General features: G+C 47.0%; 18 protein-coding genes. 11 read left to right on the top strand and 7 right to left on the bottom strand.

Annotated elements, in window-relative coordinates; genetic code table 11:
* The first annotated feature begins 215 nt into the window (after nt 1–215).
* From HHL16_RS16850 to HHL16_RS16820, 7 genes are all read left to right on the top strand, one after another.
* Entirely contained in the window at nt 216–1,085 is an 870-nt protein-coding gene (locus tag HHL16_RS16850) for a lysophospholipid acyltransferase family protein (protein ID WP_206022451.1), read from the top strand.
* 155 nt (nt 1,086–1,240) lie between these two features.
* On the top strand, nt 1,241–1,879 hold the full coding sequence (locus tag HHL16_RS16845; RefSeq protein WP_169426345.1) for a hypothetical protein: 639 nt from the start codon (nt 1,241–1,243) through the stop codon (nt 1,877–1,879).
* A gap of 117 nt (nt 1,880–1,996) precedes the next feature.
* Nucleotides 1,997–2,914 carry a YihY/virulence factor BrkB family protein gene (locus HHL16_RS16840; RefSeq protein ID WP_169426344.1) on the top strand — a complete coding sequence of 306 codons (918 nt, stop codon included), beginning with the start codon at nt 1,997–1,999 and terminating at the stop codon, nt 2,912–2,914.
* A gap of 144 nt (nt 2,915–3,058) precedes the next feature.
* Entirely contained in the window at nt 3,059–14,386 is an 11,328-nt protein-coding gene (locus tag HHL16_RS16835) for a right-handed parallel beta-helix repeat-containing protein (protein ID WP_169426343.1), read from the top strand.
* Nucleotides 14,387–14,442: 56 nt separating this feature from the next.
* Nucleotides 14,443–15,582, top strand: a complete 1,140-nt coding sequence (locus HHL16_RS16830) for a T9SS type A sorting domain-containing protein (RefSeq protein ID WP_169426342.1) — start codon at nt 14,443–14,445, stop codon at nt 15,580–15,582.
* 279 nt (nt 15,583–15,861) lie between these two features.
* Nucleotides 15,862–16,530 (top strand): hypothetical protein, encoded by a 669-nt coding sequence (locus HHL16_RS16825; RefSeq protein WP_169426341.1) that lies wholly within the window; start codon nt 15,862–15,864, stop codon nt 16,528–16,530.
* Nucleotides 16,531–16,642: 112 nt separating this feature from the next.
* On the top strand, nt 16,643–17,023 hold the full coding sequence (locus HHL16_RS16820) for a nuclear transport factor 2 family protein (protein ID WP_169426340.1): 381 nt from the start codon (nt 16,643–16,645) through the stop codon (nt 17,021–17,023).
* A gap of 16 nt (nt 17,024–17,039) precedes the next feature.
* Here the strand turns inward: HHL16_RS16820 and HHL16_RS16815 are convergent, their stop codons facing one another.
* The 4 genes from HHL16_RS16815 to HHL16_RS16800 form a co-directional block, all read right to left on the bottom strand.
* On the bottom strand, nt 17,040–17,306 hold the full coding sequence (locus tag HHL16_RS16815) for a hypothetical protein (RefSeq protein ID WP_169426339.1): 267 nt from the start codon (nt 17,304–17,306) through the stop codon (nt 17,040–17,042).
* Between the two features lie 135 nt (nt 17,307–17,441).
* Nucleotides 17,442–18,464 carry an LLM class flavin-dependent oxidoreductase gene (locus HHL16_RS16810; protein ID WP_169426338.1) on the bottom strand — a complete coding sequence of 341 codons (1,023 nt, stop codon included), beginning with the start codon at nt 18,462–18,464 and terminating at the stop codon, nt 17,442–17,444.
* A gap of 181 nt (nt 18,465–18,645) precedes the next feature.
* Nucleotides 18,646–19,110 (bottom strand): nuclear transport factor 2 family protein, encoded by a 465-nt coding sequence (locus HHL16_RS16805; protein WP_169426337.1) that lies wholly within the window; start codon nt 19,108–19,110, stop codon nt 18,646–18,648.
* Between the two features lie 68 nt (nt 19,111–19,178).
* Nucleotides 19,179–19,775: a Crp/Fnr family transcriptional regulator gene (locus HHL16_RS16800; RefSeq protein ID WP_169426336.1), complete on the bottom strand. Its 597-nt coding sequence runs from the start codon at nt 19,773–19,775 to the stop codon at nt 19,179–19,181.
* 258 nt (nt 19,776–20,033) lie between these two features.
* Between HHL16_RS16800 and HHL16_RS16795 the strand changes: the two genes are divergently transcribed.
* Complete coding sequence (locus tag HHL16_RS16795) at nt 20,034–20,996, top strand: ornithine cyclodeaminase family protein (RefSeq protein WP_169426335.1); 963 nt, start codon at nt 20,034–20,036, stop codon at nt 20,994–20,996.
* A 44-nt stretch (nt 20,997–21,040) separates the two neighbouring features.
* Nucleotides 21,041–22,078 (top strand): proline racemase family protein, encoded by a 1,038-nt coding sequence (locus tag HHL16_RS16790; RefSeq protein ID WP_169426334.1) that lies wholly within the window; start codon nt 21,041–21,043, stop codon nt 22,076–22,078.
* A 45-nt stretch (nt 22,079–22,123) separates the two neighbouring features.
* Here HHL16_RS16790 and HHL16_RS16785 read toward each other — a convergent pair whose 3' ends face one another.
* Nucleotides 22,124–23,020: an AraC family transcriptional regulator gene (locus HHL16_RS16785; protein ID WP_169426333.1), complete on the bottom strand. Its 897-nt coding sequence runs from the start codon at nt 23,018–23,020 to the stop codon at nt 22,124–22,126.
* A gap of 101 nt (nt 23,021–23,121) precedes the next feature.
* Here HHL16_RS16785 and HHL16_RS16780 point away from each other — a divergent pair, with 101 nt between their 5' ends.
* Complete coding sequence (locus HHL16_RS16780) at nt 23,122–24,084, top strand: NADP-dependent oxidoreductase (protein WP_169426332.1); 963 nt, start codon at nt 23,122–23,124, stop codon at nt 24,082–24,084.
* Nucleotides 24,085–24,184: 100 nt separating this feature from the next.
* On the opposite strand, the gene HHL16_RS16775 is transcribed toward HHL16_RS16780, so the two are convergent.
* Nucleotides 24,185–25,201: an alpha/beta fold hydrolase gene (locus HHL16_RS16775; protein WP_169426331.1), complete on the bottom strand. Its 1,017-nt coding sequence runs from the start codon at nt 25,199–25,201 to the stop codon at nt 24,185–24,187.
* 77 nt (nt 25,202–25,278) lie between these two features.
* Between HHL16_RS16775 and HHL16_RS16770 the strand changes: the two genes are divergently transcribed.
* Nucleotides 25,279–25,959 (top strand): winged helix-turn-helix domain-containing protein, encoded by a 681-nt coding sequence (locus tag HHL16_RS16770; RefSeq protein ID WP_169426330.1) that lies wholly within the window; start codon nt 25,279–25,281, stop codon nt 25,957–25,959.
* 48 nt (nt 25,960–26,007) lie between these two features.
* Here the strand turns inward: HHL16_RS16770 and HHL16_RS16765 are convergent, their stop codons facing one another.
* A complete protein-coding gene (locus HHL16_RS16765; protein WP_169426329.1) occupies nt 26,008–26,562 on the bottom strand; it encodes a hypothetical protein in 555 nt (184 codons plus the stop codon).
* Nucleotides 26,563–26,632 lie beyond the last annotated feature (70 nt).

The raw sequence follows: 26,632 nt of genomic DNA, 5'->3' as shown, positions 1-26,632 counted from the left end.
AAAGAAAACAGGACTTACCGATTGTGCAGGGACAATCTTGTGAAAACGTGTAAAAGGACAGGGAAATGAATTCGTTAAGGAAGTGCTATAAAGTTATAAAAAAAGACTGAGTGGAGGCATAATGCATAAAAAAACTGTCCCCGGATTTAGGGTATACTGTCTTCAGGTAGTCTCATATGTATACCGGTTTTCAAACCGGCATTCAAGCTCTGAAAATGAAACAAACTCTGCAGGTATTTGGATATAGAAGTGTGTATGGCCTTATTTATGTGGCGAGTATGATACCTATGTCTGCGCTGTATTCCATGGCCTCTTTTGCGTATTCCCTTGTGTATAAGGTGATCGGATACAGAAAGGCAATCGTAATTCAGAACATTGCGCGGTCATTTCCCGAAATGCGGTACAATGAGATCTGTGGCATCGTTAAAAAGTTCTACGTTTCTTTTGCCGACTATTTTGCAGAAATTATCAAAAGTGTGTCCGTACCGGTTGAAATACTCGAAAAGAGAATCGTATTCGAGAACCTTGAACTCATCGACAGGCATGTGAATGAAGGACGGAATGTGATTGCCTGCCTGGGCCATTGCGGCAATTGGGAGATGCTGAATTTTATGCCGTACAAACTTGATCATCCAATGTATGCAGTATACAAACCGCTGCGTTTCGGGATGATGAACAGGCTGATGATCAAGCTGCGCGGGCGTTTTGGCATGAAGCTGATCCCCGACAGATCGGTGATCCGGCATATGATCACGCAAAAATCATCTCCTTCCGTCTATCTTTTTCTGGCCGATCAATGCCCGCGGATAACAGAAGATAAATTCAAATTCGAATTGCTGAATCAGCAAACCTATGTGTTTTCGGGCATGGAAAAACTGGCGCGGGCCAGCCATTCGGCAGTTGTATATCTGCATATAACGCAGCCTTCAAAAGGACATTACACAGTTAGATGCGTGCCTGTTTGCGAGGCTGCGGAGTTGGCAAAAGAAACAGCCATAACAAAACAATATGTGGATCTGCTGACTGAGAATATCAAGGAAGCGCCCTATGGCTGGTTATGGACACATAAGCGTTGGAAAAGATAAGGCTTACAATTCATCGGCATAATTCAACAGGTCACCAGAAATTCCCATGCCCGGCGCAACTCATTATACATTTTTGTACCCTGATGGTTTGGGATTTATCCCCCGGCAATAGGGGATAAGCCGCTTAAAATTGTTTAATAATTAAACGAAAAGACATGAAGAACTTACAGGTACTTGGCTGTCTTCTGGTGTTGCTGGTACAGTCGCTTTATGCAGGTGTTGCAGGAGAAGGAGAGTATAAACTGGTTAAGAAAGATGAAGTGATTTCTCTGTATGAAAGATGGATACCAGACGGACAGGGTGAACAGGTGCGCGAGATCAAAGCCGTTTTTACAGTGCGTGCAGATGTAGATGCAGTGATCAGTTTGCTCACCGATCAGACAAAAGGAAAAGAGTGGAATATCAATGCCCGGAAATACAACGTGCTGCATGCAGGCAGCCGCACCAGCTGGATCACTTACACAAGATACAGCATCCCATGGCCAGTGGGCGACCAGGATTGCTGCCTGTCTTATTCTGTGCAAAAAGACCTCAGCAAATCCCTCACGGGCAGCATCCATTTTGAAAGCGTAGTGAACAATCAGTTTCCGGTTACGGAAGATGTAACGCGCATCACCGGTACCAAAGGGAAATGGCAACTGGAAGATGCGGGAAACGGGCAGATGCGCGTATCGTATTTCGTATCCACCAACCGCAGCAAGAAAGTGCCCCGCTGGATCTCGGACCCCATTGTAAGGAATAATCTGTTTACTACTATGAGCTCTTTCAGAACATTGCTGGAAAAACAAAAGTAGCAGACACTGTCCGTAATTTGAGCAATTCATTCCCCACTAAGTCAGGCGGTATCGTTTTTGAATTCCCATTGTGCATAATCGATCACACTCAATACAATGGGACTCAAAGCTTCGATAATGAAAATACTCAGTTGCCTGAAACTCGCATTTAAAGGCTGGGACAGCCGAATGCCATTTGCCAGCAGTGCAGTGATTGCGTATTACACCATCTTTTCGCTTCCCGGTTTGCTGGTAGTGATCATCAATATTGCCGGATATTTTCTTGGACGTGAAGCAGTAAGCAATCAGCTGACCACTGAACTCGGAGGATTGATCGGATATGAAGCAGCCGCATACACGCAGAATATTGTTGCAATGGCCAGCAGGAGCAAGGGATCGACATTATCATCGATTATTGGCATTGCTACGCTGCTCTTCGGAGCCACCGGAGTTTTCGTAAATGTGCAACAGATATTCAATAATATCTGGGAGATCAAACCAAAGCCGAAAGGCAAGTTCATTAAGCTGATCCGCGACCGTCTGTTATCTTTCGGACTGGTACTGGCACTGGGTTTTCTGCTGCTGGTATCTTTACTGTTATCCACGCTGCTGAATATTTTGAGCAGATGGATAGAGCAGCATTTGTCGGAAACTTTCCTTGTGTTTTCTACAGTGCTCGACCTGCTGTTGTCGGTAGCTACCATCACCTTTCTTTTTGCTGCGATGTTCAAGTATCTTCCGGATATCAAAATCAACTGGAAGACCGTGCTGCCGGGAGCACTGCTCACTTCCATCCTCTTTGAGATCGCAAAATTCACCCTTGGTCTGTACTTCGGAAAAAGCCAGCCGGGCACTACCTACGGTGCTGCGGGAAGTGTGATTTTGATTATGCTCTGGGTGTCTTACTCGGGATTGATATTGCTCTTCGGTGCAGAATTCACGCGCGTATGGAGCAGCTATACTGGCGTGAAAGTGCCACCATCTGAAGTTGCTGTAAAAACGGATGCCGCACATGCTACAGGACTAGGTAAAAAAGAAGAGAAGAAACCTTCCTGAAATGGCCTCTTTAGTATTTCCCACATCGTATAGAATAACTACTACGATAGAATCGAACTTCATCTATGAATGGAATTTTATATTACTCATAGTTTTATATGTTGACTTGATTCAACCTCGTCTCACTAAAACTATCAGGTTCATATGAAAGCCAAAGCCAGTTTATCCCGGCAGGTCAAAGACCGGCCGGTGCAACCATTATTCTATTCCTTCATCTCAAAAACAACAGTTCTTTCACTTCTTTTGCTGTTTTGTGTTTGCTATGGCAGAGCTGCTGATTTTCTCGTAACCAATACGAATGAATCAGGGCCCGGTTCACTCAGGCAGGCCATTACAGATGTAAATGCAGCTGGTGCAGGGCCACACACTATCAAATTTGCAGTGTATGGTCAGATCACCATCCTCACTTCTCTTCCACAGATCACACAAACAGTTACCATCGATGGGGACAATAAGATCACCATCAATTCGAGTGGTACCAACGGCATTATCAATCCCTTTGATATCAAGGCCGACAATGTGGTGATCAGGAATTTTAAACTCACCAATAATGGTGATATCGATTTCTTCATCCGTGCCAATACAAACGGTGTACTCATCGAAAATATCCGTACAAGCAGCAATACGGGTAATTACCTTAACGCGCTTTTGTATGTGGAAGGCAGCTCCAATGGGCTTACCTTTCGCAATATCTGGTGCTCTGATGTAGAACCGGCCGGCAATGCGTACAACGGTAGGGCTATTAATTTCGTTGGAGGCACGCATACTGCACTGACGATGGACAATATCCATTTGTCGTCCCAGAACAACGCAAGGGCGGGTGAAGCAGTGGTGTTCAGGGATGCAGCTGTTAATGGATGGAACTTCACCAACAGTACCATCCGTGGGTTTCAGAATGGTGTTGTGTTAAGCAATTCCGGCGGAGTTGTAGAAACAGCCAACAATATTGAGCTGAATAATATCACCATCGATTCTACTTACAGTGGTGTTGCCATGGGTTTTTATTCAAACCTGGTAAGTACCGATGTGAGGATAAAAAATTCAACCATTGATCTTGATGTACCGGCCTCAGGTGATGAAGGCGATGCAGGCATCCGGTTTGCGAATACTGCCGATGGCATCACCCTTGAAAATCTTACATTAAAGGACATCGATATCTACAGCATCTGGTTCAATGGTCTGGCAAGCAATGTTACCATGGATCAATGCCGCATCACTCACCCGGCTCCGGGAGTTGGTTATGGTGGCCACTTTGTGCGTTTTGAAAATACGGCCAGCAAGATCACCATCAAAAATTCCGTATTGGATGGCGACAGAACGGGTTCCACACAGGAGGCAGGAGCAGGGGTTGTATTCGTTGGCGCTGCCAATGATATTTTACTCGATAATGTTCTTTTCAATGAATTTGATCAGGATGGTGTGAATGTAAACGCCGCCAGCACCAACTTTCAGGTAAATAATTGTAAATTCACCAATAACCTCGATGGCATTGAATTTTACTCGAATGCACCACGCAGCAATGTTGATATTGTAAACTCTACCTTCAAAGGAAGTACAAGGTCTGGTATTGTTGTACAGGCTGGGAATGCTACTTCAGATATTGATCTTACCGGCAATACCGTGATCAACAATGCCAATCATGGAGTATGGATCTATGGCGAAGCCAATGTTTCGGATATACAGATCACCGGTAACGTGATCCACGACAATGGAGGAGCGGGCATTAACAATGATGCAACCAGTAAAGTATTTATCTCCAATAACTCCATCTACAATAATGCTGCAACCGGCATCAGACTGGTTTCAGGAAACTGTACCTACACTAATGCTGCAGGTAAAACGCCCGTACTGGTATCTTCCACCAGCCTCGGAGGCGGACAATACCAATTGCAACTGACCATTCCCAATATTGCTGCAGGCGCACAATATACCGTTGACATATATGCGAATGATGCAGGTACTTCAGCTACCAGCGGTCAATACTTCGTAACCAGTATCACAGGACTTTCTGCCGGTACTTCTACGCAAACCATCACGTACAATGCTGGTCCGGGTGCAACTGGAGTTGGCTTCTGGACAGCCACATTGCGAATACCCGCCAATAACTGCGGCACTTCAGAATTCAGCAACAGCATACCGCTCGGTATAAAAGCGCCTGCCTGCATCACCAATGGCATCGTTGGATGGTACCGCGCCGATATGGGTGTGAATGGAATGGCATGGGGTGATATCAGCGGCAATGGAAATAATATGACGATTGTGGGAGATCCCGATGATACCACCGCACTCGTGAACTTCAATAAAGCATTCTACTACGATGGCAACGATGGGCACAGAGTGCCTGCCGGTGCTGTAGTTTCGACTGATTACACCATGATGGGACTCGCCAGACTCGAAGGAAGCCAGAACGGCCGCGTATTCAGCAGCTATTCCGGCAACAAACTCTTCGGCTGGTATAACAATGGCGAAAATGGACTGCACATCGAAGGATGGCTGAAAAATCCTACAGCCATCACCAACAATACAAAACTGTACTCACTGAAAAGATCCGTTACCGGCAGCGGCCCTTACGAATTCAAAGGCAATGGAGTACTGCTCAACTCTGGAGCTGCTTCCAATGGCACTGCATGGGGGCTCGATGTGGGTAGTTCGGTTTTCAACGATAACAGTAAAGTGTTTGTTCCGGAAGTATTCGTATTCAACAGAGACCTTACTCCGGTTGAAATACAAAGACTGGAATCTTATATGGCATTGAAATACGGCATTACGCTGAACAATGGCCTTACAGATTATATCGCTTCCGACGGTACTACGATAATGTGGTCTGCTGCTGCCAATACCGGCTATCAGTATCACATTACAGGTATCGGTAAAGATGATTGCACCATGCTGCATCAGAAACAATCACTGAGTGCAGATACCGGCATCATCACGCTTGCATTGGGTAATGCAGTGATGTTATCCAATACTGCCAACACCAACGTGGTAACTGCTGATAAAACATTCTTCTTCTTTGCAGACAATAATGCATCCACCAATCTGGCCACTGTCGTTGCTGGCACCAATGTGAATCAACGGATGGCGCGTGTGTGGAAAGTGCAGAAGTCAGCAGCATGGGCAAATCAGAACATCACGCTGAAAGTGAAAGGCATGAGCGCCAGCAATTACCTGCTAGTTAGTATGGATGCAGGCTTTGGCACCATCACGCAGGAACTGCCTTTCGATGCAAATGGTCAGGTGAGTCTCAACTCTTCTCTGTTGCCCAACGGTGCTTACTTCACCATCGCCGGCACCATCAAAGGGCCCGCCAATGTGAATGCAGGGATCGCACTCTGGTTGCGAGCCGATGACGGAACAGCCAATGGCGCTGCCTGGAATGATGTGAGCGGAAACGGAAAAGGTTCTGTACAATCGGTTACAGACAAACAGCCTTCGGTACTGCCTTCTGTGATCAACTTCAACCCTGTGTTGAAATTTGATGGCATCAACGACAATATGTTCAGTCCATCTTTATTCACCGGACCTGGCGTAAACAATGCCCAGATCTATGTTGTGAGCATTAACGATGAAATAAAACAGGCAAGCCTTTTTTCTGAAGCAACGAGCAACGGACAAGCGGTGAATGCGCATGCTCCATGGAGTGATGGCATCATGTACTTCGATGCTCCTTATACCTACAGGGTGCAGGGAGCGTGGGGAGGAACTGTGGGCTCTCCTTACCTCTGGTCGTTCCTTCGCACCCCATCTTCCATGAATGGGAGCAGGAACAGAACTACAGTAGCGAGCTATGCCGGTCCGCTGAATGCCATACCCGGGAATAACAGTCCCTTCCTGATTGGCTCCTGGCCTGGTGGAGGTTTCTACAATGGCAAATTTGCCGAGCTGATCGTTTACAACAATTCAGCCACTGCCTCCAATACACAACGCCAGCAGATTGAATCTTATCTGGCATTGAAATATGGATTCACCTTATCTCCTGCAACTCCGGTTGATTACCTCGCCAGCGACGCAACCAAATTCTGGGATGCTACCCGCAACAATGGATATAACCTGAATATTGCGGGCATCGGTAGAGATAATGGAAGCACACTGTTGCAAAAACAATCAGTGAGTGCAGATGATAAGTATCTCACCATTGCACTGGGCAATTCCATCGCGGCAAGCAATGCTGCCAACTCTGCAACTATTGCAACTGACCGTTCTTTCTTCGTTACAGGTGATAATAACGGTGCTAAGCAATATTCGGTAAACGTAACCGGCATTACCGGTGTGAATGTGGCCCTGGGACGTATCTGGAAAGTTCAGAAAACCAACTGGACCGATCAGAATATTACCTTGTTCATAGATTCATCGTATGCAACTCCACGTTACCTGCTGATCAGTACAGATGCGAGTTTCGGGGCAGGTGATATTGCATTGCCTGTTACAGGAAGAACCATTACGCTTAATACGAATCAGCTTGCAGACAATACTTATTTCACATTCGCCAATTCGCTCAAAGGACCGGGTGGGGTAGTGAATGGCATCGGTGCGTGGTATCGCGGAGATTATGGTCTTACCAGAAAGATGTGGGAAGATTATAGTGGACGTGGTATCAATCTTTCATCACCCTTGCCGGGCCATAATCCGGGAGTAGCCGGCACGGGAATGAACTTCAACCCAACAGCTACGTTTGCGCCGCCGCAATATTTTGGAGGCGGAAATAATATCGATCCTGCTTTATCTGTATTGGGCAATGGCAATATGAATAATATCGCCGTGTTTGGCGTATCATCGATGGCTGTTGCAAATAATGGAGCGCTGTTCGATCAGATGACCACCAATGCTTACCCGGTAATTGCAAGCATCCATAATGGAGGCAATGCTTTCTGGGATGCGCCATATGGCTGGAGACAAACAGCACCATGGGGCGGAACGCTCAACACACCTAATGTGTGGAGCTTTGTGAAGAGCCTGGATAATATGAGCATTTCACGCGACCGCAATACGCTGGTCACCGATAATATCCACAGGGATTATGGAGTGAACAATGGAGGTAACTACTCTTCCAACATCGGTGTATACCACGGTGTGGAATATTTCACCGGAAATATTCCCGAACTCATCATCTATAAAGACATCACCAATGCGGGAATGCCTGCGGCAGACAAGCTTCGCATCGAATCTTATCTCGCCCTCAAATATGGTGTTACCCTTAATCTCTCAGGTGTGACAGGTTATGCAGCTTCAGATGGTTCGATCTACTGGAATGCAGCCGGCAACGGAGTTTACAACAAACGCATCACCGGCATCGGGCGCGATGATCTCTCCGATCTCAATCAGAAGCAATCATTCAGTGTTGATAAAGGGCTTGTGACAATAGCACTGGGTAATAAAGTTGCAGCAAGCAATGCGGCCAATACCGCCGTGATCACCAACGACAAATCTTTCTTCGTGATCAGTGACGACGGAGCGGCTGCCAATTACCTCACACCGGTTGCTGGTCAGGCAGGCATTACCAAACGCATGACCCGCATCTTCAAAGTTGACAAAACCGGCAACTGGAATGATCAGGATATCACCCTCCGACTCAATAATGGAAATGCCGGTACTTACCTCATCGTTAGTACCGATGCAGTGTTCGACGGAGCAGATGCGAAGTATGCGCTGAATGCAGACAGCACTGTAACACTCAACACCAGTGCGCTTGCTGATGGGGCTTATTTCACATTTGCTAAAGACATAAAGGGACCAAACGGCGTGAACGATGGTCTCAACTTCTGGATGCGTGCCGATGATGGCAACACATCCGGAGGAGCATGGACAGATTTTGCAGGATATGATCATAAGGCATTGCAGCCTGTGATCGCCTCACAGCCAACAGTAGACGCCAAAGCCATCAACTTCAACTATGGATTGAAATTCGATGGAACCGACGATTTCCTCGATATCAACACCACCCGTGTTGATCCTGATAACTCCACCATCTTCGCAGTAGGGTCAGGATCAGGATATGGCACAGGCCGCGATCTGGTGAGCAGTGGCGCAGTAGGCTCGGCCTATGGTATGGAATTCAGAATGGTGAGCACCGGCCTGCTTCAATATCTCGAAAACAATGCAAGCATCGGTTCGGTAACAGGTGTACTCCCTGCAATCGACAACAGGCCTTACCTCTGGAGTGCAACACAAAACAATAGTGCCAATGGGCTGAAGCTCTTCCAGAATAACAGGTTCGATGCGCAGGCTACTGTGTCGTTAAGCGCTGCTGCTACTGCCAATCTGGTATCTATCGGATCGCGAACCATTGCTGCAAGAGGGTTGTACTGGTATGGCAATATCTCTGAAGTGATCGTGTACAATCGCGTACTGAGTGATGCTGAACGCCAGTCGGTAGAATCATACCTTGCACTTAAATATGGTATCACCCTGTATCAGACGCCGGGCCTCAGTTATCTGGCCAGCAACGGAACTGTGTACTGGAATCATACCACCAATGGCATTTACAATAAACGGATCACCGGTATCGGTAGAGACGACAGTACTTCACTGAATACAAAACAATCGCTTTCAGTAGACACTGGTTTTGTAACGCTGGCACTGGGTGCTTCCGTTGCCGTTACCAATGAAAGCAATACCAATACTATCACCAACAACAAGTCGTTCTTTGTATTTGGAGATAACGGATTGAGCGCATCCAACTTCACTGTTACGGTTAGTGGAAGCGCCAATGTAACCCGCCGTATGGCAAGGGTTTGGAAGGTGCAGAAAACGAACTGGAACGATCAGAACATCACGCTCAAAGTGAAACCGCTCGGCGTGGACAATTACCTTCTGATCAGTACAGATCCGAACTTCGCTACCATCAATCAGGAGCTGCCTGTTGCGGCAGATGGAACTGTTACCCTGCCTTCTTCCCTGATGGCGGATGGCATTTACTTCACTTTTGGTGCTCCGCTGAAATCACCCGGTGGCGTGCCGGGCCATGCTGTCTGGCTGCGTGCAGATGTAGGAACGTCAAGCACTGTGAACAATACATTGGTGCGCGACTGGAACGATATGAGCGCATACAGCAATGTTCTTTCACAAACCAACACTGCTGTTCAGCCCCTCTGGCTTAACAATACTGCAGCCAATATCAATTTCAACCCTGTGATGAAGTTTGGTGGTACAGGTTATGTAATGACCGGTAAATCCATTCTGAATACAGGAACCTATACCGGCGCAGCAGCCTTTGCCGTAAACAGTCAGGAAACTGCCCTCAATGCAGTTCTTTTCAATGAGCTGGCACTGCCTTCCGGTTCCGGGTTCAATTTACATGCAACATGGGGCGACAATGTGGTGTATTGGGATCCTGCATTTCCGGCCAACAGACTTACCTACAATGCAGGTAATGTAAATGGTCAGATAAATATCTGGACTGGTCTCAGTGACATTTCACTGGCTGCCAATAAACAGGAGATCCTTAAGAACGGTACCAGTGTGGCAACCGGGAATAACAATTCAACCTTCACGGGTAACAACAGTCCGCTCAATGTCGGCTTTGGTTTCAATGGCCGCTATCCTGAGGTGATCGTTTACACTTCCGCGTTAACTGCAAACGAACGCCAGAGAGTGAATACCTATCTGTCTGTCAAGTATGGCATCACGCTCAACAACGGCAATACAAACTATCTCGCCACCGATGGCTCTACTGTTTGGGATGCGGCAATCAATGCAACGCATAAGAACAATATCGCCGGAATCGGTCGTGACGATGAAGAGATACTCAGGCAAAAACAATCACGCAGCATCAATGCAGGCCTGCAGGTAGCTATCGGTTTGGGTAGTATCGATTCAACCAATACTGCCAATGCCAATGCTTTCACGAATGATAAATCTTACCTCATATGGGGGGATGATAATGGTGCCGTTAATTTCCGAACAGCCATTACCGGTACAACACTCGCCAATTATCGAATGGCAAGGGTTTGGAAAGTGCAGGAGACCGGATCCATCGGTGATGTGCGCGTGGCGATACCTGCCAACGCCCTCGCAAACCCAGGTGCTTCCTATATTGTAGTAAGCAATGATGCTGTTTTTGATGGAACGGATGTGCTGATAAAACTGGCGCCCACCACCATCGACAACAAAGTTCATTATGCTGCCACTGTCGATCTCGCCAATGGACAGTACTTCACATTCGCGAATGATCTGAAGCTTCCCGGAGGCGTACCCGGAAACACACTGTGGCTGCGTGCCGATTATGGCACTTCTTCTGCGGTGGATGGAACACCTGTCAATGAATGGAACGACTTTGGCGCAGACATCAACACTGCTTTGCAACCAACTGCTGCCAATCAACCGGCCTTTGCAAACAACCTCGCTGCCAATATCAACTTCAACCCTGTGCTCACGTTCAATGGCACCAGCCAGCGAATGACCCTCGATGGCACCAAACTGCCACTGGGCACCGCGGGCAGAACCGTGATCGCTGCAACACGCAATGCTGCCATTGCAAACAGAAGTGTTATCAGCTGGGGAGATCAGAGTGCCTCCGGTAACGGAACCAGGTATACGATGGAGATCGGCGGAACACAACGTTCTGTTGAAGCATCCAACAGCCGCTATGGAAATATTGGAAGCAATACGCTTGTTCCCGGCATTACCCTGTTCTCCAATGCCGCCGCTTCCACTACTGCAGCCACACAAATCAGGCTGAATGGTGCAGGTATCACCAACTCACTGATCACAGTCGGTAACCAGAACATCAACACGGCATCGCAGCCTCTTGCCTTTGTCGGCGACAATGCCATGAATGGAGGAGCCAGCTGGTGGTACAGCGGATCGATGGGTGATATTGTGGTATACGACAGAGCGCTCAACGCTACGGAACAACAACGTGTTGAAAGTTATATGGCCATCAAATATGGTGTTTCACTCAGTCAGGCTGTTGCTACCGATTATCTCGCAACCGATGGTACCTCCATCTGGGACGCAACTGCCAACACCATTTATAAGAACAGCGTCACCGGTATCGGCCGTGATGATCTCGAAGGGCTTACTCAAAAGCAAAGCCGCAACAGCGATACTACGCGTATGCGTGTAGCCATCGGTCTGTCTGCGCTTGCAGAAACCAATACCGCTAATGCAAACAACTTCACTTCGGATAAGTCTTATCTGATCTGGGGTGATGACAATGGCGCGGTGAGTTTCAAAACTGCAATGACAGGAGTATCCAATGTAAACTACCGCATGACGCGGATCTGGAAAGTGCAGGAAACAGGTACGGTAGGAGAGGTGGAAGTGGCCATTCCGTTCGATGCGCTGCCAAACCCACGCCAGTCTTATCTCGCAATAAGCAATGATGCCAGCTTCGATAACAGCGATACTTATATTCCGCTGTACGATATCATGCTGAATGGCAGAAAGCACTGGGCTGCAAAGGTTAACTTCAATACCAATCAGTATTTCACCATCGCTGCATTCATCAAGTCGCCGGGCGGAGTAGGCGCCACCAATCTCTGGATGCGTGCCGACCGCGGTATCGCCAACAATACAGATGGCAGTCCGGTGGATCTCTGGATCGACTATGGCAACGAAGTGAACAATGCCACTCAGACAACGGCAGGCTTCAGACCGGTGTACAACAACAATGCAACCGCCAATATCAACTACAATCCGGTACTCAATTTCAATGGAACCGATCAGAAACTGAACCTGGATGTAACCAAACTGCCGCTGGGCAGCGCTCCCCGCACCATGATCGGTGTAGGAAGCCTCAACACCATTGCAGGCAATCATTACATCATCGGTTACGGTACTGCAGCCCTCAACAATGGACAGGGCTTGCTCAGTCTCGACGGAGGTACAGCCATGTACACGGGCTATTCCAATGAGATCTTCACGGGGCCTGGTTTCTGGCAGGTGAACAAACCGAATGAAATGTTCGGCTCCTTTGCCGGATCTGGTGGAACTGCTTCACTGTACAGTAAAATGAAACCGATTGTTACACCGGCCAACAGAGCATGGGTAACCGGCAGCACGGCTGCATCCATAGGTGCCAGCTCATGGGGTGGACCGGAATACTGGAACGGACCTATCACCGAAGTGATCGTGTTCGACAGAACGCTGAGTGATGTGGAACGTCAGCGCGTATCTACCTACCTTGCTATCAGGAATGGTTATACGATGGATCAGACAACGCCATACCGCGATTACCTCAACACCAACAGTACGGTGATCTGGAATGGCACAGCTAATGCCACGCATAGCAACAACATCGCGGGTATTGGTCGTGATGATGTGGAAGGTCTGAGCCAGAAGCAGGCGAAGAGTGTGCAGCCGGGAGCCATTGTGGCGATCGGTCTCGGCAACATCGCTTCGGATAACCTGTCGAACAACAGCAATTTCTCGAATGATACATCCTATATGGTGTGGGGCAGCAACTCCACGGCGCTTACCACCACTGGCAGCAACCTGCCGGCACTGTTCAGTCAGCGTCTCACACAGCAATGGAAACTCAGTCTTTTCAATTTCAATAATCAGATACAGCCTGTTGCCATGGAGTTCGATCTCACAGGCATAACGCATAATGGTAAGAATGCAAATGATTTCACCCTGCTGATCGACACCGATGGAGATGGTGATTTCACAACAGGAAGCATTACGCAGATCGCCGCAGGCGCTTATGCTGGCAATAAAGTGAACTTCGGCAATGTGTCGGTACTCAGCCACAATGCAGTGTTCACGGTAGCTGTAGGGCCGAAGTCGCTCAGACTAAATGCCAAAGCCATTCTGCAGGGCGCATGGAATGGAAGCTCTATGAGTACGGCGTTGAAAGCTGCATCTGTATTGCCTGGCACCGATCCGTACGGACTCGGAACCACTCCTTCTGTAACACCGAATGCAACAACTGCACAGGTGGTAGATTGGGTGAAAGTAGAATTGAGAGAAGCTTCCAATCCGCTTACGGTGATCGATTCAAGGGCGGGCTTCCTGCTCAGCAATGGGGATATAGTGGATAGCAGTTATGCGGCACCGTTATCATTCTTCAATGCACCTTCGGGCAATTACTACGTGGTGATCCGTCATCGCAATCACCTGGGAGTAATGTCTGCCGCTCCGGTCGATTTCAGTACCGGTACCGGAACTATCGACTTCACAAAATCTACCACAGTTACCTATGGCACACATGCACGTAAGGATCTGGGAGGTGGAGTGATGGCGCTCTGGGCAGGGAATGTGAATGCAGATCAAAGCATCAGGCATTCAGCGGCTCCATCGGATGCTACGCCTGTTGCGAATGCGGTACTCAATCATTCCGGCAATACAGCTGCATCGCCTGCTTACACCGGATATGTGGATGTGTACAGTCCGTTTGACGTTAACCTCGATGGCAGGATCTTCTACACTGCCGCGCCATCGGATCATGCGATCATCATCAGCAATGTGAAAACGCATCCGGCCAACGCATTCGGCATAACATCTTACATCATCAGAGAACAATTACCATGATAAACAGACCGGGCGGAAATCAAACGCCGCCCGGTATTTCTTAAATCTGATTATTTATGAAAAGAATTATAAAGAACATATCACTGCTTGCAGGTCTGCTGTTGATATTTCATCAGTTGCAGGCGCAGATGCTGGATGTGACTGTACAGAATACTGGCGGCAATAAAGTGCAGTTCATGGGAGTGGCCACTGCTCCGGGTTTCAGCACAGCGCCTAACAATGCATGGGGGCCGATGAACATCACCTGGCGTATCCCGAAAACTGCTGCTGTTCCGGCTCCGACGGTAGCGCCGCCTGCCACCACTCCCGAAGTAACGGGTGAGTCTACGGCATTCACCGGAGGATCCCCGCGCGATGCCTTCAATGCAGGAACAGATCTTGCGATGTTCGATCTTACTGCTTTCGGATTGGCCGATGATGGTTACTGGTACTTTCAGGTAACAGGTACAACAGAGAACGTGCAGGATATCAGCACAGGCAATACTGTTTTGTTGTACGAGTTCACGCTCCCGGCCGGATGGAAATGCCCGTCCTGTGTGGAAATAATGCTCACCGATGTTGCAGGTTTGCCCATAAGCACTGCCTCATTCATAGACAATACAGGTTTGGGAAGAAATGTACTGAACCTCGTTGCCAATAATGCTCCGCTTCCTGTAAGGTTCATCAGTTTTGAAGCAGCCAGAGCAGGGGATGATGTGAAGCTCAACTGGAAAGTGGCGGATGAAAGAAATGTAAGCGGATATCATGTAGAACGCAGTGCTGATGGCCGCAACTGGACTCCCATCGGTTTTGTACCATTCAATGCTTCGCCTGCGCCGGAAAAATTGTATAGTCTCACGGATCCCGATCCGCTGAGCACCATCAATTACTATCGCATCCGTCAGCAGGATCTGGATGGCAGACAACAATACTCCGAGATCAGGTTTATCCGCTTCGACAGACAGGAGCTGGAAGTAAGGCTCTATCCTGTACCGGTTACCAGCATACTGAAACTGAATATTCAAAGTCCGGTGAATGCCAATGCAGTTATCAGGGTTACAGATCTGCTTGGCCATACAGTGCACCAGAGCAAAACGCAGCTGGTGAGAGGAGGTAAAACGGAAGAACTCAATCTCAGTACACTGCCTGCAGGTTCATACTATGTGGAAGTGATGAGTGCGACGTTCAAGTGGACGGGTAAATTCATTAAGAAATAAGTACAGACAGCAATTCATACAAGTCTGTCAGTAAATGGAAGGTGCCTCAATTGGGGCACCTTCCATTTTTCTCTACAAGTATCATATTAGCCGTAATATTACCTTCGCGCGATTCCATTATGCAACGATTGCATAAAAGAATTGATCTTAACGAAAAAACAACCGATGCGATATCCCCTAACCCCACTGGCAGTAATTTGCTGTCTTATCTTTTCCAGCTGTGTACAACACGGATATTTTCAAAGTGGCCTGCATGGCAGTAATCATAACTATAAAGCAATGCCCCTTACGGCAGACAGTATGAAGTCGGCCACCTACGTGAGTGTTCATGTAATGCAGGGGCTGGCCAATGTGCGGCCACATGATGCATTTGGAGGAGGAAGCCTCTCTATCCATCGTGCACATAATTTCGGATCGTTTCAGGGTTTCTATGCTGCGAACGCCACCATCGGAGGCTACAATGTAAGTGATGGATACAGGCAGGGCGAGAATCCCAATCAATATTACAAAGGAGGAGGCAGGTTCTTCGGAGGTGTGGGTGCATCGGCAGGCATCAATGGCGTATTGCCGTTAGGAGATGCGGAATGGCGCTACCTGGGTGCTGAAATGTCGTGGCAACAGGAGTATGGAGAATATTACAAATTCAGAAAATCACTGCCCGATGCTGCGGTAAGTTATATCGACCGGCACAATCATTATATCACCTGGGGTTTCAATACAGAAATGCTGGGCAGAATATCAAAAACTCTGGTGGGTGGTTACAAAGCAGGCTACTATACCAGCATCAATAAATTATATCGAACCGACGGAGCCAATACACTCAGGCCGGGATGGTTCTCTCAGACACTCCATCTGGGAACACCGCGCCATACTTTTCATGTTCAGATGAATGCCGGTACCAAGATGCTGGGATTCAATATTGGCGCGAGTTTTATGGTGGGGAGGTAATTAGTGCAGTCCGTAACAGATAATAAAACACTTAACTGAGCAAATTGTTTTACCGAATATACTTTTGGAGGGGAGGAGTAAATGCAAATAGCTTTGCGGCAAAATCATAACCATGCAAACTGCAGCAACCAACCCTGGCACAGAAGCCGAAAAACAATTGATTCTGCTCACACTTAACAATTACCTCGAAGGCCGTCCGGCAATAGACATCGAAAGAATGCGGGCCGCCTTTCATCCCGGTGCATTTATCAGAACTGTAATCGATGGAAAATTGGTTCAGTGGGCGCTGCCGGATTACCTCGACCTGGTTGCGAAGGCAACTGTACAGGAATGCCTGCCCGAACTTCTTTCATTTACATGGGATGGAGATACCGGATCAGCACTGGTGCGATTGACTTTTGATACCTTCCGGTTCATCGATCGGTTTAATCTGATTAAGCTGGATGGGAAATGGTTCATCGTAGATAAGATCTCTTACAGACAGGAGTTGTAAATTCAGCTGTATTGGCTTATTCGTTCTGTGCCTCTTTTGATTTCCGTTTTCTCATACTGTAAAAGCTATACAGGAATACTGCTCCTATGATTAAACGCGGGCCATTGCCTGTACCGGCAATACTGTGATAGCTGTCTGCAAAAGAAGGGAAAAACCAGTCGATGATATATCCGCTGCATCCCAGCAGGAATAAGGGAATTCCTACGATGAGCAGTAAAACCCTAATCAGAAAATGATACTGCTTCAATTCGGGTGAATGACTGTTTCTGAATTTTACTTGCATAGAGGAGCAGCGATAGAATAAATAATTTTGATCCGGATGCGCGGCTAAAATAAAAAGCCTTCATGAAAGTGAAGGCTTTTTATTTTAGGTGTTCAGGACTGGATCATAGTGCACGCCATTGAGCGCAACAACGAATCATTTCCATCCTAATCCTGGCGCAACATGCTGCAGGATAGAAGACAGCACATGAACATTATAATCAACTCCTAATGTATTGGGAATAGTCAAGAGTACGGTATCTGCTTCCTGAATAGCCTCGTCTGCGGCCAGTTCTTTGATAAGCTGATCCGGCTCTGCTGCATAACTTCTTCCGAAAATGGCGTTTCTGCCCGGCTCGATCATCCCAATCTGATCAGTGCGGTTGGCTTCCTGTCCAAAGTAACGGCGATCCTGCTCATTTACGATGGCAAAAATAGACCGGCTTACCGATACTCTCGGTGAGCGTTTATGACCTGCTTTCTTCCACGCTTCTTTGTATAATCTGATCTGTTCGGCCTGTTGTATATGGAACGGTTTACCGCTTTCGTCGAACTTCAGCGTTGAGCTTTGAAGGTACATGCCATTTTCAGCAGCCCACACGGCAGTGGCATTGGAAGCTGCGCCCCACCAGATGCGTTCGCGAAGGCCTTCCGAATAAGGTTCCAGCCGAAGCAGCCCCGGAGGATTGGGGAACATTGGATTAGGATTCGGTTGAGCAAACCCGATACCCTGAAGTTTATCGAGAAACTCCAGTGCCTTACGGCGACCCATATCCGAATCTGCTTCGCCTTCTTCCGGTTCGTATCCAAAATAACGCCAGCCGTCAATTACCTGTTCGGGCGATCCTCTGCTGATACCCAGCTGAAGCCTGCCCTGCGAAATGAGGTCTGCAGCGCCGGCGTCTTCCACCATGTACAGCGGGTTTTCATAGCGCATATCAATTACACCTGTTCCGATTTCGATGGTGCTTGTTTTGGCGCCGATGGCCGAAAGCAATGGGAAAGGCGATGCCAGCTGTGCTGCAAAATGGTGCACGCGGAAATAAGCGCCATCCAACCCAATTGATTCGGCTGCTACAGCCAGGTCGATGGACTGCAGCAAGGTGTCGCTTGCGGTTCGGGCTTTGTAGGAAGGGTGATTGGCCCAGTGCCCAAACGAAAGAAATCCTATTTTCTTCATATGTTTTCCTTCAGGTAAAATAATAACGATTACATGCCCTTATGAGATTGGCCGGTGACCGGACAAATTCGTAACCGACAGTAAAGGTGACTGACTATAACAACATAAACAAAGGAATGTTACGGGAAGGGAAATATTTGTATATGAAGAATAGCTCCAGTAAAGTGGTTTCAGAGCAGGATCACTGTTTTCGTGGCAGAAAAGTGGCGTGGAGGGCGAGAAGCTTCCATTCGCCTTGTTGTCTTACATAGGTTTCGGTAGTGCGTTCCCACAGTTCTTCGGGTGCAGCGCCTGCACCGCGAACGATCTTAATGTGCACGAGCGCCGTGAGTATGGCTGTATTTTCATCAATGATCACCTGCTGGTCTTGTGGTGCAAATTCGGGAAACTGCAGCGCAGGGTTCAAAGCAAAGCCGTTGATGAATTTATCCTTGTTCCATAGCTCGGCAGTGGCGGAGGTAAAGATGAAATTACTTTTCAGTGATTCGGACAAGGGAGCACCATTCTTGTCTTTAACAGCTTTCATGATGCTGCGGTGTAATTGAATGATCGTTTGTTGCATGGTAGTGGTTTCATTTTGTGCATGAAGTTGGGATCCGGACAGGAGCAATAATGAAAGGATGAGGGCCGGAATGGCTTGTTTCATAACTATCTTTTTATTGATGTAAGGTAAGCCGGCCGTGGGAGTTGGTTCTATAACCCAGGTTATAATCGTTACACAGTGGTATTGATTTTAGCAAGCCTTTTGCGGATCCTGCTGAGGGAAGGTTGCCTGATGCCGATGTAGGAAGCCAGATGATAGAGTGGTACGCGCTCCAATAAGTGTGGATGTGTTTTGGTCAGGTTGATGTATCGTTCGGCAGGCTTTTCGAGCAGCAACATTTCACTGCGTAGTTGTGAGGCGATATAGAGGTTTTCTGTAGCAATACGTGCAAATCGTTCCCAGGCAGGGCTATTGGCAAACAGATATTGCAGATGTTTGTAACTGATGGTTATCAGTTCTACATCCTCCAATGCTTGTATCCATTGTCTGCTGGCAGTTTGTGTAAGAAAGCTATGGTAGGCTTTGGGCCATTGACCTTCCACATAAAAGGCTGTGTTGATCTCTTCACCGTGCGCCAGATAATAAGAGCGCAGTAATCCTTTTACTACAAACCCTATTTCACGGTATACTTTTCCCTCTTCTACAAAGAAGGTTGATTTTGTTAATGATTTGAAGCCAAGGCCCGGCTCACACAATTGCCAGTCTTTTTCCCCGATGGGACTGATCTTATTGACTGCATCGCGAAATATTTGAAATGGTGTAAGCAAAATGGCAGTTTAAGTAATAAGCATAACCACTTTTCATTGTCGATGTTCGCAAGAGTCAACATTAAACTTTTCGCAATGCAGATACCGCCCCTGCGGGTGTTAGTTTCAGCGACCCTCCCCGGAAAAAGTGTTCTTGCGCAGTTGGATCAATTTCAGCAAATAAACGGTTAACATCGGTGCGAGATCCTGTAGCAATAGTTGATACATTCACACCATTAAAAATATCCGGTTGTACACAACCGGTTTTATGTATTCGAAATGCTGGTATTAAACGATCAGGAAATTGCAGGTCTCCTTTCTTTAGAAGAAGTGATAGCCACCGTGGAGGCGGCGCTCATTGCCTATGAGCAAAACAGTTGTCTCGTTCCAAAACGCATGCACATCGATTGGGGAGAAAATACTTTCCTATCCATGCCCTCCTTCTCCGACACACATTTTGGTACCAAGCTGGTATCTGTTGTGCCCGGAAACAGAACCAGGCAACTGGCTGTAACCAATGGAGCGATGCTGCTGAACGATGCGCAAACCGGTTTCCCATTGGCCATTATGAATGCTGCAAGGCTGACAGCGTTACGTACCGGGGCATTGGGAGGAATAGGGGTTAAGTATATGACTCCGGCTGATATTGATAGCATTGGTTTAATTGGTTGTGGTGTACAGGGTATTCAACAGGCTATTTTTGCCTGTGCTGTAAGGCCTGTGAAAAAAATATATTGCCTGCAACGTTCTGCTGCAGGTATGGAGGCTTTCACCAAAGCGTTGCTGGAACAGTTCCCTTCAGTAGAGGTAATACCTTGCAACGATGCAATCACTATACTGCAACACACCAATGTGATTATTGCCGCCAGCCGTTCTGCTACTCCGGTTTTACCGGATGATGCACACTTGCTGCTAAACAAACACTTTATCAGTATTGGATCCTATAAGCCCGACATGCAGGAATTACCGGATCATGTTTTTCGTTTGTCCGGTAAACTGGCTATCGATTCTGTATTTGCGAAGATTGAAACCGGCGACATTATCAATCCGCTTAAAAAAGGAATTTTACAGGAGCAGGATGTGTTTACCATCGGGAAACTCTTAACCGGTGAAGTGAAGATAGACGTAACTGCCACTACCGCCTACAAATCAGCAGGGATGGCCCTTTTCGACCTGTTTATGGCTAAGGCATTATACGAAGCTGCCAATGCGCGGAATATCGGTACCAACATTCCTTTTTAAGTTGATCTTATCAAAACTTACATCCATCATTAATCTCAGGTTTGATGCAAACATTACTTAACAACTTTCAATGGGAAGCACCTGCCCATTGGTTAAAGATCGAAACGATAGATATGCATACAGGTGGTGAGCCACTTCGTGTTTACATATCCGGATTGCCCGCTGTAGAAGGCGTAACTGTCCTCGAAAAAAGAAGATACTTCAAAGAACACCTGGATTTTATCCGTACCGGTACCATGTGGGAACCGCGTGGTCATGCTGATATGTATGGTGCAGTGATCTCATCTTCCGCAGATGCAGATTTTGATGTTTTCTTTCTTCACAATGAAGGCTACAGCACTATGTGCGGCCACGCTATCCTGGCATTGACCAAACTGGTATTGGAAACCGGTATCATTAAGAAAGACGGGAAACATCCTGAGCTTACCATCAATGTGCCGGCAGGTAAAGTGCATGCCCGCGCTACAGTGGAGAATGGTAAAGTAAGTGATGTGAGTTTCCGTAATGTGCCTTCATTTTTATATTTGGCTGATCAGGAAGTAACTGTTCCCGGCATCGGAAATGTAAAGTTTGATGTGGCTTACGGAGGCGCTTTTTATGCATTTGTAGATGCCGATAGTCTGCACCTGGGTCTGGAGGCTGCGCATTACAATCAACTGATCGATTACGGACGCAGGATCAAATATGCAGTAATGGACAACTTCAGTATAAAACATCCGTTTGAAGACGACCTGAGTTTTTTGTATGGTACCATCTTCACCGGAAAGGCACTGGAGAAAGAGCATCATAGCCGCAATGTGTGCATCTTTGCCGAAGGTGAGGTAGACCGCTCTGCTACTGGTTCTGGTGTTAGTGCACGCGCAGCATTGCATCATGCAAAAGGGGAATTAAAACTCAATGAAACCATTATCATAGAAAGCATTACCGGCAGTACCATGGGGGTAGCAGTGAGAGAGCTGACCACCTTTGGTCACCATAACGCAGTGATACCCGAAGTGAGCGGAACTGCTTTCATTACAGGACGAAATACATTTTATTTTGATCCGGAAGATCCGTTTAGAGAAGGGTTCATTTTCAGATAGATTGAATATGAGAATCAGGTAGTATACCGATACTGGCATTCGAACTTATTGTGTCAGATTTGTGTCGGCATTAGTGGGAGAAAGCGGTAAGGCCCTCTTGGTTTTTCTGAATGCCGTTGGGCTCAATCCTGTATGCTTTTTAAAGAATCTGTTCAGGTGACTTTCGTCCGTAAATCCCAGTTCCTGCACAATTTCACTTACCCGCATTTTACTATACAAGAGGCGGTTCTCCACCAGCTTCATTTTGTAGCCGGCAATATATTGCTGAAGACTTTCGCCCAAATGTTTCCTGAAGTATTCATGTATATAACCTGGTGAGATATTGAAATGGGCTGCTATTTTTTCCGCTTTCAACTGATCGGGAGAATAGATCTGTTCATGGATATAACGGATCATTGCTGCAGCGTGATCATTCCTGGGGGTCGCTTTCCCGGCATTGATCATCCATATATTCCGGGCCACAATGGTGAGAACGGTGTTGACGAGCTGCTGGATTACTTCGCGGTAATATTCATGCTGGTTCACCAGTTCTCCTATGAGCGCATCCATCAATCCGCCGATCAGCGGTTTGTCATTGGCGTTATGCAGAATGCAACCAGGTAAATGGTAATTGCACTGGAGAATGTATTCCATCTTTTGGATCCAGTTGCTCATCATGCTGTGTACATCCTTCACCTGCTGCGCTTTCAGGTAGGTGTCATTGAACCGGATGAATAAAAAAGTGGTCAGTTCCCTGACGTCGAATGAATGCGCATGTTGCGGCAACAGAAGAAACAGTGTGCCTTTCGAGTAATTGAACTGATTTTCCCCCACATGATGCACTCCGGATCCTTTAAGGATATACACCAGTTCAAAGTAGGTGTTTTTATGAATGCCTACAGGACATTCATTGAGTTCCATGTATTCGATCTCGTAAGGTTCAAACAGATTTTGTATCAGCATCCCTTTAAAAATACATAATTAACCCCGGGTTATACAACAGTTTCGGCATATTTCAGGGGAATTTTGGACCATCATATCATTCATAATAAAAATATACGTCAATGAAGGCTGTTGTATTGACCGCTCCCGGTGGACCGGAAAATCTTGTGCTGCAGGATATTGCAATACCCGATATCAAAGAAGATGAAATACTTGTAAAAGTAAAAGCCATCAGTATTAATCCGGTGGAAGCATTCATCCGGAGTAATGAGACCTTCCTCCGGATGATCTTACAGCTGGATAAGAACGACGATAAGCCCTATATCCTTGGCTGGGATATTTCGGGAGTAGTGGAACAAACCGGTAAAGGAGTCACCCGTTTCAGAAAAGGCGATGAAGTATTTGGAATGGTAAAATTTATTGGTCACGGAAAGGCCTATGCGGAATACGTTGCATCTCCTGAGAGTCACCTGGCACTTAAACCAAAAAATATTTCACATAAAGCGGCAGCGGCCGCTACGCTGGCAGCCCTAACAGCCTGGCAGGCACTGGTGCATCATGCCCGTATCAAAGCCGGTGAGAAAGTGCTGATCCATTCGGCAGCGGGTGGGGTAGGCCATTATGCCGTACAGATCGCCAAACATTTCGGCGCCTATGTGATCGGCACTTCCAATGCTTCCAAAAAAGATTTTATTCTGAGCCTCGGCGCCGATGAACATATCGACTATTCAACACAACGCTTTGAGGAGCTGGTGAAAGATGCGGACATCGTGATAGATAGCATCAGGGATGTCGGGCATATTGAGCGCTCGCTCAAGGCAGTGAAATGGGCGGGCAGACTGATCAGTTTGTCGGCCTTCCCCGATGAACGGATCTACAGGGATGCTTTGATGAGCAGGAAATTTTTGTACAGAATGGAAGTGGCGTCCGATCAGGAAGACATGGAAGCAATTGCATCACTACTCGAAAAAGGGCAACTTCGTTCGCATGTGTCGAAGACCTTCCGGTTCGATGAATTGCCGAAAGCGCATCGGCATATCGAAACCGGACATACGCAAGGAAAGATCGTGGTTAAGATGGATTGATAACGCGCCGTTGTCCAATCTTCAGTTAGCAGCAGGCATGCAAGCTGATGACTGATTGAACAAAATAACGCCTCCGCTTTTCTAACGGAGACGTTCTTGTTTATTGCCGCAGGAAATGCAATATTTCCCTGTACAGTTCAAACCGTTCTTTTTCGAGATGAATGATATGCGTGCCATTCGCCAGTACTACATATTTTTTATAGGGAGCATTCACCATCTTTGCCATCAGTGTGCCATAATCTGCATTGCCCGGACCGTCGTCGTATTCTCCTCTGATCAATAAGGTCGGAACTGTGATCTTCGCAGGATCGTAGTAAGGTTTGTTGTGCGCCATTTCCTCGATATCCTGCTGTGCCCCCGACGGAACCATTATACTGTCTTTATTTTCGCCGATGGCCAAAGGGTCGGAAAGTGGCCAGTCTTTTTCGAAATGCTGCAGAAAATCTTTTTCCAGCAGGCATTCCTTTCCGCTGGGTGTCCAGCTTTTCAGTACCACCAGCAGATCGCGGGGAGTCTTCTTTACATAAGTGTAATTGAATTGCTGTGCCATTGAGGAATCTGGGGTAGGAGTGAGTGCAGAATACAGGATCAGCTTTTCTAATTTACCGGGGAATTTTTCTGCATAGAGGGCTGCTACAGAACCACCCCAGGAGTGACCAATGAGGTATAACCTGGATTTGCCGGTTCGCTTCAGAATAAAGTCCACCGCTTTGTCTACATCCTGATAGATATCTTTCGCTTGTCCGATGGCGTTACCCTGTAATTTCTTCGACCTCAATTCCGGATACCGGTCTGAGCTTCCATAGCCCAGATAATCGAGTGCATATGCATCATATCCATTGGAAGATAAGTTATTGAGCCATGAGACACCGCTTAGTTTATAGCCGGAAGATTGCGCTGCGCTGATATAAGATCCATGCAGGATAAGAACGGGCAATTCTTTTCCAGACTTGTTTGGCTGTTGATTCAGCAATGCGATCTGCAGTCCGGGTATGCGGCTTTCAGTTTTAAGTATGGTGTATGTAACAGCAGGTTTGCCTGCCTGTAGTGAACGTTGCTGCGCTGTTGAATGAAAAAGGCACAACCAGGTACAGGTAAACACTAAGAGTTTTCTCATGTCGTGTATATTATATTTCAAATTTCTGAAATCGCTACCTTTAACAGTACAGTCTCCAATGAACTGTATCTGTAAACATGGATAAAGACATACAGCAGGTCACTTCCTTAATCGGCGATCCGGTACGTGCCAGTATTTTATGGGCCCTCACCGATGGCAGGGCCTACACGGCTACAGAATTGTCTGTTACTATCAATACATCACCGCAGAACATGAGCATGCATTTGAGCAAGCTGATCAAAGGAGAATTGCTGACGGTTGAAAGTCAGGGCAGGTATAAATATTACAGAATTGCAAAACCTGAAGTGGCGCATGCGCTGGAAGCAATTGCCTGTCTGGTTCCTGAGGACAAACACAAGAAGAAAACTATTCAGCCGGAAGAAAAGGCCATCCGGTATTGCCGCAGCTGTTATGGCCACCTGGCCGGTAAAGTAGGTGTGCTGGTGAATGAAGCATTGCTGGCACAAAAGATCATTCAGCCGGTTGATAATCTCTATGCTGTAACAAAGAAAGGAGAGGCCTTCTTTGCCGATCTTAAAATCGATATTGCATTGCTGCAAAAACAGCGGCGTATTTTTGCCAAACCCTGTCTCGACTGGAGTGAACGGAAACATCATCTGGCAGGCAGTCTGGGCACTGCATTGCTCAACAGCATGCTGGAGCTGGATTATTTCCGCAGATCGAAAAACTCACGGACGATACTTGTTACCGGCAAGGGACAAACGCAGTTGTTTCAAAAATTGAAGATCTCGGTATAAAAACCCGGAGATCCACTCTTATCCCGATGAGAGGCAGGCAGTCTTTATTCAATGAGCTGTTATATTGAATATCCTGCTTATCTCAGCATACGACTTATGCTGCAACTCTTCAACACTATATCCATTAAACTGCTGCTTATTGATAGTGTTCATGCCGAGTCTCTCTCCTGGAGCGCTTTTGATAACTACTACCCTGAATGCAATGTCTGCAGCACCGGGGTCGATGTTGTCGCTTCTGCTTAATCTTAAAACAACGGCACCTGCCTGAATACCATACAGCAAGTAGCCTGAAGACGGACTTATGACATAAGATAAGGGCAGGGCAGTCCAGGGTTGGCCGGTACGCAATGCTCCATACACAAGCACTGCGCCGTTATTGATAATATTTGCATCGATCTCAGGCATTGCCAGTTGTGCAATCTGGTATTTGATGCCAAACTGTGTTTCAGCCGTCCAGATAATTCCGCTTGCAGGAAAGGTTTTCGATACTACATTGGCATTGTTTGGAGGTCCGGCAGGGCCGGTATCTCCCTTTTTGCATGAATAAAGAATTGTTGAGAGGATGAATGCTGTTAGTACAGCGCGGTAAATTGTGTTTTTCATGTTTGCAGGTTTTATTGTCAAAGACATTACTTCTGCAAAATTTGAATTAATAGTTGTCGGTGGAATGCTA

The organism is Pseudoflavitalea sp. G-6-1-2, assembly GCF_012927185.1.
Lineage (GTDB): Bacteria > Bacteroidota > Bacteroidia > Chitinophagales > Chitinophagaceae > Pseudobacter.
The sequence above is the reverse complement of the archived record's forward strand: the minus strand, read 5'-3'. Positions and strand labels throughout refer to the sequence as shown.